Annotated in this window: 14 protein-coding genes and 1 pseudogene; 12 read left to right on the top strand and 3 right to left on the bottom strand. The window is 64.0% G+C overall.

Annotated elements, in window-relative coordinates:
* Nucleotides 1-137: 137 nt before the first annotated feature.
* The 9 genes and pseudogenes from NKJ90_RS17695 to NKJ90_RS17655 form a co-directional block, all read left to right on the top strand.
* Nucleotides 138-1034, top strand: coding sequence for a carbohydrate ABC transporter permease (locus tag NKJ90_RS17695; protein ID WP_023756672.1), 897 nt, complete (start codon nt 138-140; stop codon nt 1032-1034).
* A gap of 5 nt (nt 1035-1039) precedes the next feature.
* Nucleotides 1040-1882, top strand: coding sequence for a carbohydrate ABC transporter permease (locus NKJ90_RS17690; RefSeq protein ID WP_023756671.1), 843 nt, complete (start codon nt 1040-1042; stop codon nt 1880-1882).
* Nucleotides 1883-2036: 154 nt separating this feature from the next.
* Complete coding sequence (locus NKJ90_RS17685; protein ID WP_023756670.1) at nt 2037-2858, top strand: sugar phosphate isomerase/epimerase family protein; 822 nt, start codon at nt 2037-2039, stop codon at nt 2856-2858.
* 11 nt (nt 2859-2869) lie between these two features.
* Complete coding sequence (locus NKJ90_RS17680; protein ID WP_023756669.1) at nt 2870-3946, top strand: Gfo/Idh/MocA family protein; 1077 nt, start codon at nt 2870-2872, stop codon at nt 3944-3946.
* Complete coding sequence (locus NKJ90_RS17675) at nt 3946-4764, top strand: sugar phosphate isomerase/epimerase family protein (protein WP_023756668.1); 819 nt, start codon at nt 3946-3948, stop codon at nt 4762-4764. The genes NKJ90_RS17680 and NKJ90_RS17675 overlap by 1 nt, the downstream gene beginning before the upstream one ends.
* Nucleotides 4764-5597 carry an alpha/beta fold hydrolase gene (locus tag NKJ90_RS17670; RefSeq protein ID WP_023756667.1) on the top strand — a complete coding sequence of 278 codons (834 nt, stop codon included), beginning with the start codon at nt 4764-4766 and terminating at the stop codon, nt 5595-5597. Before NKJ90_RS17675 ends, NKJ90_RS17670 begins: the two co-directional genes overlap by 1 nt.
* Nucleotides 5594-6316: a ribulose-phosphate 3-epimerase gene (locus NKJ90_RS17665; protein WP_023756666.1), complete on the top strand. Its 723-nt coding sequence runs from the start codon at nt 5594-5596 to the stop codon at nt 6314-6316. The genes NKJ90_RS17670 and NKJ90_RS17665 overlap by 4 nt, the downstream gene beginning before the upstream one ends.
* Nucleotides 6313-7335 carry an ROK family protein gene (locus NKJ90_RS17660; protein WP_023756665.1) on the top strand — a complete coding sequence of 341 codons (1023 nt, stop codon included), beginning with the start codon at nt 6313-6315 and terminating at the stop codon, nt 7333-7335. Before NKJ90_RS17665 ends, NKJ90_RS17660 begins: the two co-directional genes overlap by 4 nt.
* Nucleotides 7328-7435, top strand: a pseudogene (locus NKJ90_RS17655) (ABC transporter ATP-binding protein); the annotation flags it as partial. The gene NKJ90_RS17660 and the pseudogene NKJ90_RS17655, both read left to right, overlap by 8 nt.
* Before the next feature lie 84 nt (nt 7436-7519).
* On the opposite strand, the gene NKJ90_RS17650 reads toward NKJ90_RS17655, so the two are convergent.
* Entirely contained in the window at nt 7520-8848 is a 1329-nt protein-coding gene (locus tag NKJ90_RS17650; RefSeq protein ID WP_023756663.1) for a dicarboxylate/amino acid:cation symporter, read from the bottom strand.
* A gap of 315 nt (nt 8849-9163) precedes the next feature.
* Between NKJ90_RS17650 and NKJ90_RS17645 the strand changes: the two genes are divergently transcribed.
* The 3 genes from NKJ90_RS17645 to NKJ90_RS17635 are packed head-to-tail and all read left to right on the top strand — an operon-like array spanning nt 9164 to nt 12830.
* Nucleotides 9164-11020 (top strand): sensor histidine kinase, encoded by a 1857-nt coding sequence (locus NKJ90_RS17645; protein WP_032906894.1) that lies wholly within the window; start codon nt 9164-9166, stop codon nt 11018-11020.
* Entirely contained in the window at nt 11017-12408 is a 1392-nt protein-coding gene (locus NKJ90_RS17640) for a sigma-54-dependent transcriptional regulator (protein ID WP_023756661.1), read from the top strand. The genes NKJ90_RS17645 and NKJ90_RS17640 overlap by 4 nt, the downstream gene beginning before the upstream one ends.
* Nucleotides 12405-12830, top strand: a complete 426-nt coding sequence (locus NKJ90_RS17635; RefSeq protein ID WP_023756660.1) for a GNAT family N-acetyltransferase — start codon at nt 12405-12407, stop codon at nt 12828-12830. Before NKJ90_RS17640 ends, NKJ90_RS17635 begins: the two co-directional genes overlap by 4 nt.
* Here NKJ90_RS17635 and NKJ90_RS17630 read toward each other — a convergent pair whose 3' ends face one another.
* Nucleotides 12831-13946: an anhydro-N-acetylmuramic acid kinase gene (locus NKJ90_RS17630; RefSeq protein ID WP_023756659.1), complete on the bottom strand. Its 1116-nt coding sequence runs from the start codon at nt 13944-13946 to the stop codon at nt 12831-12833.
* Entirely contained in the window at nt 13946-14947 is a 1002-nt protein-coding gene (locus tag NKJ90_RS17625; RefSeq protein ID WP_023756658.1) for a serine hydrolase domain-containing protein, read from the bottom strand. The genes NKJ90_RS17630 and NKJ90_RS17625 overlap by 1 nt, the downstream gene beginning before the upstream one ends.
* Nucleotides 14948-15155 lie beyond the last annotated feature (208 nt).

Genomic DNA, 15155 nt, shown 5'->3' with positions numbered 1-15155 from the left:
CGGCCTGTTCCCGTTTGCTATCTTCGACCGGGTGGCCGGACTTCGGCCTGGCCCCCCGGCAACAACGGATCGGCAATTTGAGATGGACCTGTTTCCGAAGCTTACCTTCTTTTGAAGGCGTATCCCAAGGTTGGCACATGACCCGGCAAAAGCGCTCCCACCATAAGCTGAAACGAGCGGTCGCACCCTACCTCTATCTGTCGCCCTCGCTGCTCATAATCGGGCTTCTGATGCTGCTGCCGATGGTGACGGTGATTGCCTACTCGTTCCAGAACAGCGCGGTGCTGCGTCGTGACCCATCCTTTGCCGGACTGAAGCACTACCAGGCGATCTTCGACGACCCCGTGTTCTGGGCTTCGCTGTGGCACACGCTCTACTTCACATGCATGAGCGTCGTCTTCCACATGACAATCGGCATGATCTTCGCGCTCATGCTGAACAGCGACCGCATCAATCCGATGCTGCGCAATATTCTGCGCGTGCTCTACATACTGCCCTGGCTGTTCACCGCGGTGATTATCGCCGTGATCTGGCGCCTCCTGCTTGAGCCGAACGGTGTCGTGAATAGCATTCTCATGCAAATCGGCATCATCGGTTCTAAGGTCGAATGGTTTTCCTCGCCTGAGACCGCGCTGCACGCCGTCACCTTCGCCAATATCTGGGCGGGCTATCCGCTCTTCATGGTCAGCCTGCTCGCGGGTTTGCAGGGCATTCCCAAGGATTTCTACGAGGCCGCCGATATCGACGGGGCAAAAGCCTACCAGAAGCTGATCTTCATCACCATTCCTATGCTGATGCCGATCATCATAAGCATCTCGCTGCTCGACTTCATCTGGACCATGCAGGTCTTCCCGTTAATCTGGATAACGACGGGCGGTGGCCCGATCTACTCGACCGAAGTCCTCAGCACCTACACGTACAAGCTGGCGTTTTCGAGCTACAACCTGTCGCAGGCTTCGGCGAGCGCTGTGGTCATCTTGTTGATCTCTCTCGGCCTGACGCTGTTCTATATTCGCTATCAAAAGGCTCGGTAGTCACCATGAGGAAAAGACATACGCCGAAAGACAGGCTGATCACCGTCGCGCTCCATGTAGCGCTTGCTGCGGGGCTCTTTTTCGCGGCATTCCCGATCTACTGGATGCTGAGCAGTTCGTTCAAATCGAACACCGAGATCTTTGCCCTGCCACCAACAATCCTGCCAAAGGCCTTCACGCTGGAAGCGTATGCAGCCATCCTTGGCGACCCGGTAAAGCTGCGCTTCTTCTTCAACAGCTATTTCGTGGCGGGAGCGGTGACCGTGCTGACGGTGTTGATCGCCTTGATGGCGGCCTACGGCTTCAGCCGCTTCAACTTCCGCGGCAAGGGCAGCCTGAACACACTCATCATCAGCACGCAGACGATTCCGCCGATCACACTTTTGATCCCCTTCTTCGGGCTTGTCGTCTCATACGGTATCTTCGATACCTACGTCGCACTGATCCTGACCTACCTGGTGTTTACACTGCCGTACGCGATCCTGCTGATGACGGGATATCTGAACACCTTGCCCCGCGATCTCGATGAAGCCGTGGCTGTCGATGGCGGCACCAGTTGGACAGCGCTTTGGCGGGTGATCGTCCCGATTTCTTTGCCTGGTATCGTGGCGACCGCGGTCTACACCTTCCTGTTGTGCTGGAACGAATTTCTCTTTGCGCTGACGCTGACGAAGTCAACGTCCATGCGCACCGTCCCGATCGGGATCCAGCTGTTGATGGGGCAGCACGCCTTCGAATGGAACCAGATGATGGCGATGAGCGTGCTCGGCTCGCTACCGCTCTTGCTCATCTACCTCGTTGCCCAGAGGTACTTCCTCGCCGGCATGACCGCGGGCTCGGTCAAGTAGGATGTCCATCCCAGGGAGAACCGAAGGAGCAGGCCCCGCGTATCGCAATCGATGATTTACGCCGATCGTGCTGGTGCTGCTCTTCCCGCGCCACCTCATCGAGCGGCTGACGCAGGGCGCGCATCAAGAATAGGCGGTATCAAGGAATGAAAGGATGAACGTGAAAGACCTCAAAGTCGGCTGCCAGACCTTCACCTGGGAAATGCTTGGCAAGGGCTGGACTGGCGGCCCCGATGATCTGCTCAAGGCGATCACCGATGGCGGCTATACCGGCATCGAAATCACCGACACCATGATCGGTCATTATGCCGGCAAGCCGTCGGAGTTCGCCGCTGCGCTGAACGCGTCCGGGCTGACGCTCGTCTCCTGCGCCTTCGGCTCGAACAGCGGTTTCACGCTGAAGGAGAAGATCAGCGCCGATCTTGAGACCGCCAAGCGCTGGATCGACTTCGCCGCTGCGTTTCCCGGCGCGCTGATCTCGATGGGCTCGGCGACCGTGGTGTCCGAAGGGCCGCGCGACGACAAGTTCGGTATCGCCGCGGAGGTTTACAACAAGGCCGCCGAGATCGGCCGCAAGGCCGGTGTGGATGTCGCGGTACATCCAAGCTCGCACCACAACACGCTGCTGTTCGACCGCGCCGACTACGACACGATCTTTGCCTTGCTCGACCCCGACCTGGTCGGCTGGGTGCCGGATACCGGCCATATCCTGCGCGGCCACAAGGACTTGTCCGACACGCTGCGCACCTATCGCGACCGCATCCGCTACATCCACTTGAAGGACGTCGACGCCAACGGCGCCTGGGCCATGCTCGGCAAGGGCGTCTGCGACACGCTCGAAGTCATCGAGATCGCCGGCACCGCGCCACGCTTCAACGGCTGGGTGGTGCTGGAGGAGGAATCCGAGACGGCCGCCGCCGACCCTGCCGGGGCGGTCAAGACCAACCGCCAGACAATGCGCTCCTACGGCGCCTGAAGAACGAGACGATGATCCAGAAACAGGACAGACGCCTCAGGGTCGGCGTGCTCGGCTGCGGCCCCATCGCGCAGTTCGCGCATCTGGAATCCTGCGTCAAGGCCGGCAATGCCGACCTTTATGCCATCTGCGACGCGGCGCCCGATCTGCTGGCCCGCATGGGCGCCACCTACGAACCGCAGAAGATGTATGGCGACTATGACGCGATGCTCGCCGATCCCGAACTGGAAGCAGTGATCGTCGCCACGTCGGACGCCTATCACGTGCCGATGTCGATCAAGGCGCTCGATGCCGGCAAGCATGTTCTGTGCGAAAAGCCGATCGGAACTTCGGTCGAGGAAGGCGAGGCGCTCGCCGAAGCGGTTAGGCGTTCGGGCAAGGTGCTGCAGGTCGGGCACATGAAGCGGTTCGACCCGGCGCTGGAAGCAGCGCGCGACTTCGTCCGCGACGAGATCGGCGAGGTGCTGGCGCTAAAGGCCTGGTATTGCGATTCCACCCATCGCTACACCAACACCGATGCCGTGCAGCCGCTGCCTGTCACCAGCAAGCTGGCGATGAAGCCGGCGGGCAATCCCAAGGCCGATCTGCGGCAGTATTTCATGCTGGCGCATGGCTCGCATCTCGTCGACACGGCGCGCTTCCTGTGCGGCGATATCATCGCCGTGCGCGCCCGCCTCAACGAACGCTTCGGTGCCTATTGCTGGTTCGTGGAGACCGAGTTCGCCAGCGGCGCGCTCGGCCATCTCGACCTCACCGTCGCCGTACGCATGGACTGGCACGAAGGTTTTCAGCTTTATGGCGAGAACGGCTCCGTCATCGCCAGGACATTCAACCCCTGGTATTTCCGCGCCAGCGAAGTCGAGATCTTTCATGAGAAGACCGCCACGGCCCACAAGCCGCTCGGCGCCGACGGCCATTTCTTCCGCCGCCAGCTGGAAGGTCTTGCCCAAACCGTGCTGGAAGGCACGCCGATGCGCGGCGCCAATGTCGAGGACGGCGTTGCGTCGATCCGCGCCATGATTGCCATCGCACGCTCGGTAGCATCAGGTGAACGCGTTGAGCTCGCCTCGGTTTCGGGAGCGGTTTGATGCGTCTCGGCATTTTCGCCAAGATCTTTCCCGGTGCCGAGCCGGCCGCGGTGCTCGCAGCCGTTCGGCAGGCGGGATACGAGGCGACGCAGTTCAATCTCGCCTGCGCCGGCCTGCCTTCGATGCCGGATGTGGTGCCGGCGGATGCCATTGCAGCCATCCGCGCCGCCGCGCAATCGAGCGGTGTTTCACTCGCCGCACTGTCGGGCACGTACAATATGGCGCATCCCGACAAGGCCGTGCGCGACGAGGGCCTTCGGCGTCTCGCCGTCGTCATCGAAGCGGCTGCTGCCCTTGACATTCCGCTGGTCACGCTCTGCACCGGCTCGCGCAACGCCGTCGATCAGTGGGCGTATCATCCTAACAATGCCACGCCTGCCTCCTGGTTCGACATGGCCACCGAGATGTCGAAGGCGCTGGCGCTGGCCGAAGAGGCCGGCGTCGATCTCGGCATCGAGCCCGAACAGGCCAACATCGTTACCTCGGCCAAGGATGCGATCAGGCTGATCGCCGAGATGGGATCGAAGCATCTGAAGATCGTGCTCGATCCGGCGAACCTGTTCGAACACGCGACGCCCGACGAGGCGCGCTCCATCGTTGCCGCAGCGATCGACGAGGCAGCCGGCCACATCGCCATGGCGCACGCCAAGGATCGCCACGGTGACGGCCGCTTTGCCACGTCTGGGCAAGGCATCGTCGACTTCCCCGATTTCGTCGCGCGGCTCAAGGCAGTCGGCTTCGAGGGATCGCTCGTCACCCACGGCCTGTCCGCCGAGGAAGCTCCCGGTGTCGCTGCCTTCCTGCGAGGACTGCTCTGATGGGCGCAGCACCGGCAATCCTGCTTCGCGACGATGCGGCACTTCGTGTTTTCGACACGCGGCAAGCCGGGCTTCCCGTAGTCTTCCAGCATGGCCTTGGCGGCGATGCCGCGCAGGTGGCGCTGAACTTTCCCGACAGTCCTTCCTACCGCCGGCTGACCGTCGAATGCCGCGCGCAGGGCGGCTCCGGCGCCGGCAGCGGTCGCCCCTTTTCGATCGACATGTTTGCCGACGATGTGCTGGCTGCCGCCGATGCGGCTGGCATCAAGCACTTCGTTGCCGGCGGCATTTCGATGGGCGCGGCCATCGCCTTGCAGCTTGCCGTCCGGTATCCGGACCGTGTCCTGGGTTTGGTGCTTTTGCGCCCGGCCTGGGCTTTCGAAGCAGCGCCGCAAAACATGCGCCCTTACGTGGAAGTGGCGGAATTCATCCGCAACGGTTCGCTTGATGAAGCGCGCGATGCCTTCGCTGCCTCGGCGACGGCAGTCCGGCTTCGCACGGAAGCACCGGATAATCTCGCCTCGTTGCTTGGCTTCTTCGCACGTGAAAATGCGGCTGTCTTCGCCGAGGTGATGCAGGCGATCGCAGCGGATGGGCCTGGCGTCACGCGGGTGGCGGCCGCCGACCTCGCAATCCCGACGCTCGTCATCGGCAGCGGTGTCGACCTCGTCCATCCGCTGGCGACCGCTCGCAGCCTTGCCGACGCCATCCCTTATGCAGTCTTCACCGAGGTGGCGCCGAAGGCCACCGACAAGGAACGCCATTTCGCCGAGATCCGCGCTGCTATCGCGGGCTTTCTCGATGCTCGTTTCAACAACCAGGACCAGTCATGATTTCGAAACCAGTCTCAGGCCCGGCCGCTATCGCCGCATTGCCACGCGATCGCATGATCGCTGAATTCTCGCTGTGGTCCGCCGACCTCGTCAATTTCGAGAGCGATCTCAGGCGTATCGAGCCCTATGTCGATCTTCACCACATCGATGTGGCGGATGGGCATTTCGCCCCGTCCTTCCTGTTCTTTCCTGATCTCGTCGCCCGCATCGCCAGGCTGACAGCCAAGCCCATCCATGTCCATCTGATGATCGACAAAGCAATCGTTGAGGCGCAGACGCGCCAGTTCATCGAGGCCGGCGCCGACATGATCAGCGTCCATGCCGAGAATGGCGAGGCGGGGTTGCGCGCCGTCCGGTTGGCCCGGGAACTCGGCGCCGAAGCCGGCGTCGTGCTCAGGTTGGAGACGCCGGTCGAGACGGTGACGCCTTTCGTCTCCGAGGTCGCCTTCGTCACGCTCCTCGGGACGGCAATCGGCGTCAAGGGGCAGAGCCTCTCGGACAAGGCCTGCGACAGGCTACGCGACGCCCGCGCCGTCCTCAAGCAGGCCGGCCGCGAGGCAGACGTGGTTCTGGCGGCCGATGGCGGCATCCGCCACGAGACGGTGCCATTGCTGCGTGCCGCCGGGGCCGAAACCGTGGTTCTCGGTTCGCTCGCCTTCGGCGACAAAGACCTCGCCGGCCGCATCGCCTGGCTGTACGGATTGAAGGTCGCGGCATGACAATACAAGCCGCCCTCGCGATCGATCTTGGCGGGACGGAGCTTCGCGCCGCCCTGGTCGACCGTGAAGGCAAGATCCGGGCATTCGCGGCGGTGCCGACGCAGGCGCACGCTGGTCCCGATGCGGTGATCGGCCAGATCGAGGCGCTGGCGGCAACCGTGTATGCCGAGGCCCCGGCGCTCGCCATTGTCGGTGTCGGCGTTGGCGCGCCGGGGCCGCTCGATCCGCAAGCCGGCATTGCGGTCGGACCGCCGACGCTCGCCGGCTGGCTAGACGTGCCGCTTGCCGATATCCTCGAACGGCGGCTCGGTCTGCCGGTGCGGCTGGAGAACGACGCCAATGCCGCCGCGCTCGGCGAATGGCGCTTCGGCGCCGGTCATGGTGCGCGCTCGCTGGTCTTCGTCACGGTTTCCACCGGCATCGGCGGCGGTGTCGTCGTCGACGGGCGCATCCTGCACGGCCGCCGCGGCCTTGCCGCCGAGATCGGCCATATGACCATCACCAACGAAGGCGAGCGCTGCATATGCGGCGTCGTCGGCTGTTTCGAGGCGATCGCTTCTGGAACAGCGCTCGGCCGCCGCGCCACCGCCGCCACGACCGCCGGCGACGGCTCGACGTTGCGGCGCCTGTCTGCGGACGCGGAGGTGACTGGCCGCCATGTCGTCGAGGCGACGCGGCTGCGGGATGGCCTTGCCTCGGCATTGCTGGATGAGGAAGCCCGCTGGCTAGGCGTCGGCTTCACCAACCTCTTGCATCTCTATTCGCCCGATGTGCTGGTCGTCGGTGGCGGCATTGCAAATGGCCTCGACCTGATGCTGCCGACCATCGAGGCGACGATCAGGCAGCGGGCCATGCGCGCCTATCGCGACGTGCCGGTCGTTCAGGCCCAACTCGGCCGCCACGCCGGTCTCGTCGGCGCCGCCAGCCTTGTCCTGTTCGATGATGTGGGCACCCTGGCGGCTCGCATGCCTGTCGGCCCGAGCACCTATCCGGACCAGAGGAGGGACTTCAATGGCTGAGTTCAAGGTGCGCGGTGCGCGCAAGTCCTATGGCGAGGAGGTGATCAAGGGCGTCGACCTTGATGGAGGCGACCGCGAATTCGTCGCCTTCGTCGGGCCGCGGAAAATCGACGTTGCGACCTGAACGACAACGGCCGGAGGCGGCATGCCTCCGGCCGTTGTTGGTATGAGACCGGACGGATTATTACTCGGCGGGAACGACATCCGCCGGCAGGTTGTCATCCGCGGTGCCCGCCAGCGCTCTCGCCAGCTTGGCCTCGTCGAGTTCGCCTTCCCAGCGCGCCACAACCAGCGTGGCGACGGCATTGCCGACGAAGTTGGTCAGCGCCCGGCACTCCGACATGAATCGGTCGACGCCGAGGATCAGCGCCATGCCGGCGACCGGCACCGCCGGAACCACCGAAAGCGTGGCGGCAAGGGTGATGAAGCCTGCCCCGGTGATGCCGGCGGCACCCTTGGACGAGAGCATCGCAACCAGCAGCAGCAGGATCTGGTCGCCCATCGACAGGTGGATGTTGGTTGCCTGCGCGATGAACAGCGCAGCCAGCGTCATGTAGATGTTGGTGCCGTCGAGGTTGAACGAATAGCCGGTCGGAATGACCAGACCGACCACCGAGCGCTTGGCGCCGGCCTTCTCCATCTTCTCCATCAGCGAGGGCAGGGCTGCCTCCGACGATGAGGTGCCCAGCACCAGCAACAACTCTTCCTTGATGTAGCGGATCAGGGACAGGATGGAGAATCCGTTGTAGCGGCAGACCGCACCCAGCACGACGAAGACGAACAGAAACGACGTCACGTAGAAAGTGCCGACCAGCATGGCGAGGTTGATGACCGCGCCGATGCCGTATTTTCCGATGGTGAACGCCATGGCGCCAAAAGCGCCGATAGGGGCTGCCTTCATCAGCACGCTGACCAGCTTGAAGATCGGCGTCGTCAGCGCCTGCAGGAAATTGAGGACGGGCGTGCCCTTGTCGCCGACCAGCGCCAGCGCAATGCCGAACAGCACCGAGAAGAACAGCACCTGCAGGATGTCGCCGTCGGCAAAGGCACCGACGATCGTCGTCGGGATGATGTTCATCAGGAAGCCGGTGACCGACTGGTCGTGCGCCTTCGCGGCATAGGTGTTGACGGTCGAGGCATCGAGCGTCGCCGGGTCGATGTTGAAGCCAGCGCCCGGCTGCACGACATTGGCCACAACAAGGCCGATGATCAGCGCCAGTGTCGAGAAGGTCAGGAAGTAGAGCATCGCCTTGCCGGCGACACGCCCGACCTTCTGCAGGTCGCTCATGCCGGCAATGCCCGTCGTCACGGTCAGGAAGATGACCGGGGCGATGATCATCTTGACCAGCTTGATGAAGGCGTCGCCGAGCGGCTTCATGCTTTCGCCGATCGACGGATAGAAATGGCCGAGCAGGATGCCGACGGTGATCGCGACGAGCACCTGCACGTAGAGTTGGGCATAGAAAGGCTTGCGCCGCGCGGAAGCCGCGCCTGAATGATCTGCGATGTGCATCGAACTCTCCCTGCCGGATGGGGCGGAATGCACCGCCCTGCGTGACTTCTCCCATCGCGGCGCTCCGGTCGCACGCCGCTGCAAGGACTTTTGCAAGCGTCGTGCCAGATCGGGAAAAGGCCGGAATCCCGGTATTTCGGCCCTTGTTCGAAATTAAGCGGGCAATGCCTGTGCGGATTTCCGCACAGGCATTGTTTGCCTGGGCGGATTTTCGCATTACACTGGCCGCAAAGCCGGGAACGCTTGAGGAAGAGGAGCGGGCAGACGTCGCAAGCAGGCACCGATAGCGAATCCCCTGGATTTGCCGGACGTCAACTGCTGCGCGAGGTGGCGGCCCGGCTGCGCGATGGCCGCTGGCTTGTCGTGGTCGTCGCCCTTGCCTTCCTGGCTGGCGCGATTGCAATTGCCGGGCGCATTGCCTCCGGCCAAGCGGCAGACAATCTGCGCGACACAGCGCTTGCGGCCCTGCCGCTGGCGGCGGGGACGCTGACCGGCGAAATCGAAAAGCAGCGTCTGGTTCCCTTGGTGCTGGCACGTGACGACGCTGTGCGCGGCGCTCTGCGCCGAGCCGGAAAAATGCAAGAAAAGGCCCTAAACGACAAGCTCAAGGCGATTGCCGGCGATGCCTCGGCGTCCGCCATCTATGTCATCGACACGGCAGGCATCGCCATATCGGCCAGCAATGCCGGCGAACCGACCAGCTTTGTCGGCACCGACTATAATTTTCGGCACTATTTTCAGGAGGCCATGGCGAAGGGTGCCGCCAGCCAATATGGCCTCGGCACGATCAGCGGCAAGCCAGGCCTTTATTTGGCCAGCCGGGTCGACGATGGCGCCAAGCCGCTTGGCGTGGCGGTATTGAAGGTCGAGCTAGACAGCGTCGAAGCCAACTGGCGCTCCAGCGGCTTTCTCGTCTTCGTCACCGATGAACGTGGCGTGGTGCTGGCTACCAGTCAGCCCGACTGGCGGTTTCGTGCCCTCGCACCACTCTCGGCGCAGGACACCGCCGCTGCCCACGAGCAGCTCCAACTGGCCGATGCCGGCTTCGAGCCCCTGCCGATCCGACGCGGCGCTGGTGACGGCCTGGCGACGATCGACAGTGCCGGCAAGCATCGCCAGTTCGTCGAGGTGGTGCAGGACCTGCCGGGTGCTGTCCCCGGTTGGCGTCTCTGGCTGCTGACGCCCGCCGATGCTGCTCTCTCCGCCGCCGCCAACACGGCGCGCCTCACCACACTGCTCGGCTTGCTGCTGATGGGCTTGCTAACCTTTGTGCTTACCCGGCGCCGGCGCGCCCACCGGCTGAGGCAGGAAGCGCTGGCGCGGATGAATGTCGAACTGGAGAGCCGGGTCAGCATGCGGACGGCCGAGCTGACGCGCTCCAACGCCGCACTTGCCGGCGAAATCGCCGAGCGCGAGAACGCCGAAGCCAAGGTCCGCCGGCTGCGTGACGACCTCGCCCAGGCCAACCGGCTTTCCATCCTCGGCCAGATCGCGGCCGGCGTGGCGCACGAAATCAACCAGCCGGTCGCCGCGATCCGCACTTACGCCGAGAATGCCGGCCGCTTTCTCGACAGCGGCAAGACCGAACCGGCCAGCGGCAATCTGACGTCGATCGTCTCGATGACCGAACGCATCGGCGCGATCACCAGTACCTTACGCAACTTCGCCCGCCGGCCAGGAGTCGCCGCATCGCCGCTGCCGGTGCGCGAAGCGATCGACGGCGCGCTGTCGCTGCTGTCCGGCCGCATCCGCGATTCCGGCGTGACCATCGTCAAGCCGCGTGGCAACGCGTCGCCGGTCGTCATGGCGAGCCGCATCCGGCTGGAGCAGATCCTGGTCAATCTGTTGCAGAATGCGCTCGACGCCATGAAAGACCAGCCCGATCCCCGCATCGAGATTGAACTCGCCGAGCGCGACGATAGGGTGCTCATTTCGGTGCGCGATAACGGCCCCGGCCTCGGGGCGGAGGCCGCCGGCAGTCTGTTCATGCCGTTCCAGACCACCAAAGAAAAGGGGCTTGGCCTCGGACTGGTGATTTCGCAGGAGATCGCCCAGGAACTCGGCGGCACGCTGCGGCTCGATCCCGGCAGCGCCAGCATCCCCGGCAGCGCCAGCGCCCCCGGTGGCGCCAGCGGCGCATCCTTCACCATCGACCTGAGGCGGATAGAATGACGGACCGATCAGGGCTGGTGGCACTCGTCGACGACGATGCGGACCTGCTTCACGCCACCAAGCAATTGCTCGAGCTTGCCGGCTTCACCGTGGCCGCGCTCGACGCCGCCGAGGCAGCCCTTGGTGTCGTCGACGGGAATTTCGAGGGCGTGGTCGTCAGCGACATCCGCATGCCGGGCATGAATGGTCTGCAGCTGTTCGATCGCATCAAGGCGATCGACCCGGATATACCGGTGATCCTGGTCACCGGCCATGGCGATGTCGATCTTGCGGTGGCCGCGCTCAAGGACGGCGTCTACGATTTCATCCCAAAGCCCTATGCCGGCGATCGCCTTGTCGAGGCGCTGAAGCGGGCAAGCGAGAAGCGGCGGCTGGTGATGGAGAACCGGCGGTTGCGCGAAGTCGCAGCGCAGGCTGCCGACGGTCTGCCGCTGATCGGCGAAGCGCCCGCCATCAGAAGGCTGCGCGAAACCTTGCGCCAGATCGCCGACATGGATGTCGACGTGCTGGTTGAGGGGGAAACGGGAACCGGCAAGGAAGTGGTGGCGGATCTGCTGCACAGATGGGGGCGGCGCCGGGCAAAACCCTTCGTGGCGCTGAATTGCGGCGCGCTGCCTGAGACCGTCATTGAAAGCGAGCTGTTCGGCCATGAGGCGGGCGCGTTCACCGGCGCGCAGCGGCGGCGCATCGGCCGCATCGAGCATTCCAGCGGCGGCACGCTGTTTCTCGATGAGATCGAATCCATGCCGCCAGCCCTCCAGGTCAAGCTGCTGCGGGTGCTCGAAACGCGCAGCGTGACACCGCTTGGCTCGAACGAGACCCGCCGCGTCGACCTCAGGGTCGTCGCCGCGACCAAGGTCGATCTCGGCCGGCCAGACCGGCGCGGCGACTTTCGCGAGGACCTGTATTTTCGCCTCAACGTGGTGACGCTGCTCATCCCGCCCCTGCGTGAGCGGCGCGGCGACATCCCGATGCTGTTCGGGCATTTCCTCGGCAAGGCCTCGGAGCGGTTCGGCCGGCCCGTCGCCAAGGTGAACGCCGCAGTCAGCGACCATCTCCAGTCGCATGCCTGGCCGGGCAATGTGCGCGAGCTCGCGCATTTTGCCGATCGCGTCGCGCTCGGCCTCGGCCCGGACGATGAGACGAAGGTGGTACCCACCCGCCTACCGGAACCAGAGGCGACGCTGCCCGAACGGGTCGGCCTCTACGAAGCAGAACTCATCCGCGATGCGCTGCGCGACCATGGCGGCGATGTGCGCAGCGCCATCGATGCGCTCGGCGTGCCGCGCAAGACCTTCTACGACAAGCTCAAGCGCTACGGCATCGCCGCGTCCGAATTTCGCAATGGCGGCGATCAGGACGCGCACCCTATTCGGGGATCGATATGAAGACGACACTTGAAACGACGACAAATCCCCTGCCGGAAGAACTCACCTTTCTCGGCGAGCGTCTGACGGCGTTCAACGATGGCGATGTCGGTGCTTCCAAAAGGAAGGCCTTGGCCGTGTTCGTGCGCGACGAGGCCGGTGCGGTCGTTGCCGGCATTTCGGGCTACACCGCCTGGGGCTGGCTCTATGTGCAATGGCTGTGGGTCGATGAGAGGCTGCGCGGCCAGCAAGTGGCCGGCACTATGCTGGACGCGGCCGAACAGGAAGCTGTTGCGCGCGGCTGTAAAAATGCCTGGATCGACACCTTCAATCCAAACGCCGCCAAGGTCTATCAGCGCCAGGGTTATCAGCCGTTCGGAACGCTTGCCGATTTCCCGGTCGGCCGCAGCCGCATCTTCCTGCAGAAGAAACTGGTTGGCTGACTATCCGGCCAGCCGTCCGCCGCGCATCGGTTTCGGTGCGCCTGTCGTGCTCGGGAAACTGATCGGCAAGCCGCGTAGCACGCGAACCGCGAGGAACGCAAAGCACTCCGCCTCGACCGCGTCCCCGCTCCAGCCCAGGGTCTCGGCCTGCACCACCTCGACACCGGCACGGCTGGCGAGCATTGCCATCATCGTCGGGTTGTGGCGCCCGCCGCCGCTGACCACCAGCTTTCTAGGCCGCCGTGGCAAAAGGTCGAGCGCCTTGCCGACGGCAGCAGCAGTGAAGGCGGTGAGCAGGGCAGCACCGTCTTCGGCGTTCAAACCGTTCGCCATCACGGCACCGAAGTCGAATCGGTCCAGCGATTTGGGATAGGCTTTGGTCAGATAGGGGTGCTGCAACAGCTTGGCGAGCCTTGCCTCATCGACCGTTCCCGCTCGGCCAAGTGCGCCATCGCGGTCCATTTCGCCGAGCCCTTTCGATTTGATGAAATCATTGAGCGGCGCATTGGCGGGGCCGGTATCGAAAGCAACGACATTGTCGGCGCCGTCCCACCAGGTGATGTTGGCGACGCCGCCCAGATTGAGCACCGCCACCTCGCCATTGGCGCCGGCGCTGCGCATCAGCGCCGTGTGATAGACAGCGGCCAAAGGCGCGCCTTGCCCACCGGCGCGCATGTCGGCCGAACGGAAATCGTAGGCGACCTTGGTGCCCAACAGGGCGTGCATCAGTTCGCCATCGCCGAGCTGCCGGGTCTGGCCCAACCGTCCGGCCTGCGGCGCACGATGCAGCACCGTCTGGCCGTGAAAGCCGACGACACCGATGTCGGCCATCGTCATGCCATAGCCTTCGACCAATTCCCTGACCGCCGCCGACTGGGCTCGCGTCAGCGCTTCCTCCGCCTTGCGAAAGATCGCCGGCTCCGGCCCGGTGAAGTTCCAGGCCCGTGCCTCCATCAGAGTCTCTTCCAGCAGGGTGCGGATCGACGAGGGATAAGGCATCAGCCGATAGGTGCCGAAATCGTCGATCCGTTCGCCATCGGTCTTGATCAGTGCGACGTCGATGTTGCCGTCCAGCACGGTGCCGGTCATCAGGCCGACGGCCCAGATTGGTTCCATTATTGAGCTCCATTGACGAGATCGCCGACCGCCTGCCGAAGCGAACCGATTCCACTGTCGAAATGACGTGTCGGATGGATCCGGTTGGTGAGCAAGGTCCAGGCCTTGCCTCCGTCGAAGTCGATCCACAGTCCCGTGCCGGTAAAGCCGGTGTGGCCGATAGTGCCCGGACTGCACAAGGTCCCGCCGGACCAGCCTTCATAGGGGCGCTCCCAGCCATGGGTGCGGGTGGCCGACAGCGGCGTGCGCATCAGCGCGATCGAACGTTCGGATGCGTCGCTCAGCAGCCCTTGCGCGAAATCCAGCACCGAAGCGGCTGTTCCGAACAGGCCGGCGTGACCCGCGCCTTGCAGCGCCGAGCAATTGTCGTCGTGGACCTCGCCGGACAGCACGCGATGGCGCCAGGTGCAGTCCTCGGTCGCGGCGGCAGCATCCGGTTCGGCGGACCAGGCGAATCCGGGGCCGGGATCCATGTTCCGGATCGTTTTCCCCGACAGCCGCTCCAGCGCAAAGCCGAGCAGGATGAAGTTGATGTCGGAATAGACCGGGTCGCGGGCCCGCCATTCGCGCTGCAGGACGAAGGCGCGCAGCAGTTCGGGGTCGCGCCCATACGTGTAGATCGGCTCGACCGCCGGAAAGGGCGTCTGGTGGCCGAGGCACTGCCGAAACGTCACCTTCCGCTCCCAGGCTTCGGCATCATACTGGCGCAGGTCCGGCAGCACCGAGACCAGCGGCGCATCGAGATCGATGACCCCATCTTCCGCCAGTGCCAGGATGCGCGGCGTTATGAAGATGACCTTAGTTAGCGATGCCAGGTCGAACCAGGTGTTGTCCCGCATGGGGCGGTGCTTCGGCACTAGCTGGGCCGAGCCGATCGATCGGATGATGCGGCCGCCGTTTTTATCGGCGATGCCGAGCACGCCGCCGGGTATGCGCTTGGTGGAAACTGCCGTTGCTAGCGGTTGGAATGCGCGATTGAAGAGTTGGGAGAGGTGGTTCAATGTTGGCCTCCGTCCGAGAGGCCGTGATCCGTCACACCCCCCTCTGTCCTGCCGGACATCTCCCCCCTTGCGGCAGGGCTATCGCATATGAGTAAAGAGGCTAAGCAGGTTTTGATCGGCCCCTCGTGCCTTGAGTCGTTTGTGGCTGAGCGGGATGTTTTCAAGATCGGCTCTGAGAACATTGAGAGTGAGGCGGCGAAGTATGGCG

The organism is Mesorhizobium sp. M0051 (assembly GCF_040323235.1).
Lineage (GTDB): Bacteria > Pseudomonadota > Alphaproteobacteria > Rhizobiales > Rhizobiaceae > Mesorhizobium.
This window is presented reverse-complemented; position numbering and strand designations above follow the sequence as displayed.

Bases quoted from the DNA above. Each gene is read 5' to 3' on its own strand.
- NKJ90_RS17630 (WP_023756659.1), bottom strand. From the start codon at position 13,946: ATGGAACCAATCTGGGCCGTCGGCCTGATGACCGGCACCGTGCTGGAC.
- NKJ90_RS17665 (WP_023756666.1), top strand. From the start codon at position 5,594: ATGATTTCGAAACCAGTCTCAGGCCCGGCCGCTATCGCCGCATTGCCA.
- NKJ90_RS17680 (WP_023756669.1), top strand. From the start codon at position 2,870: ATGATCCAGAAACAGGACAGACGCCTCAGGGTCGGCGTGCTCGGCTGC.
- NKJ90_RS17695 (WP_023756672.1), top strand. From the start codon at position 138: ATGACCCGGCAAAAGCGCTCCCACCATAAGCTGAAACGAGCGGTCGCA.
- NKJ90_RS17670 (WP_023756667.1), top strand. From the start codon at position 4,764: ATGGGCGCAGCACCGGCAATCCTGCTTCGCGACGATGCGGCACTTCGT.
- NKJ90_RS17635 (WP_023756660.1), top strand. From the start codon at position 12,405: ATGAAGACGACACTTGAAACGACGACAAATCCCCTGCCGGAAGAACTC.
- NKJ90_RS17675 (WP_023756668.1), top strand. From the start codon at position 3,946: ATGCGTCTCGGCATTTTCGCCAAGATCTTTCCCGGTGCCGAGCCGGCC.
- NKJ90_RS17650 (WP_023756663.1), bottom strand. From the start codon at position 8,848: ATGCACATCGCAGATCATTCAGGCGCGGCTTCCGCGCGGCGCAAGCCT.
- NKJ90_RS17660 (WP_023756665.1), top strand. From the start codon at position 6,313: ATGACAATACAAGCCGCCCTCGCGATCGATCTTGGCGGGACGGAGCTT.
- NKJ90_RS17640 (WP_023756661.1), top strand. From the start codon at position 11,017: ATGACGGACCGATCAGGGCTGGTGGCACTCGTCGACGACGATGCGGAC.
- NKJ90_RS17685 (WP_023756670.1), top strand. From the start codon at position 2,037: ATGAACGTGAAAGACCTCAAAGTCGGCTGCCAGACCTTCACCTGGGAA.
- NKJ90_RS17690 (WP_023756671.1), top strand. From the start codon at position 1,040: ATGAGGAAAAGACATACGCCGAAAGACAGGCTGATCACCGTCGCGCTC.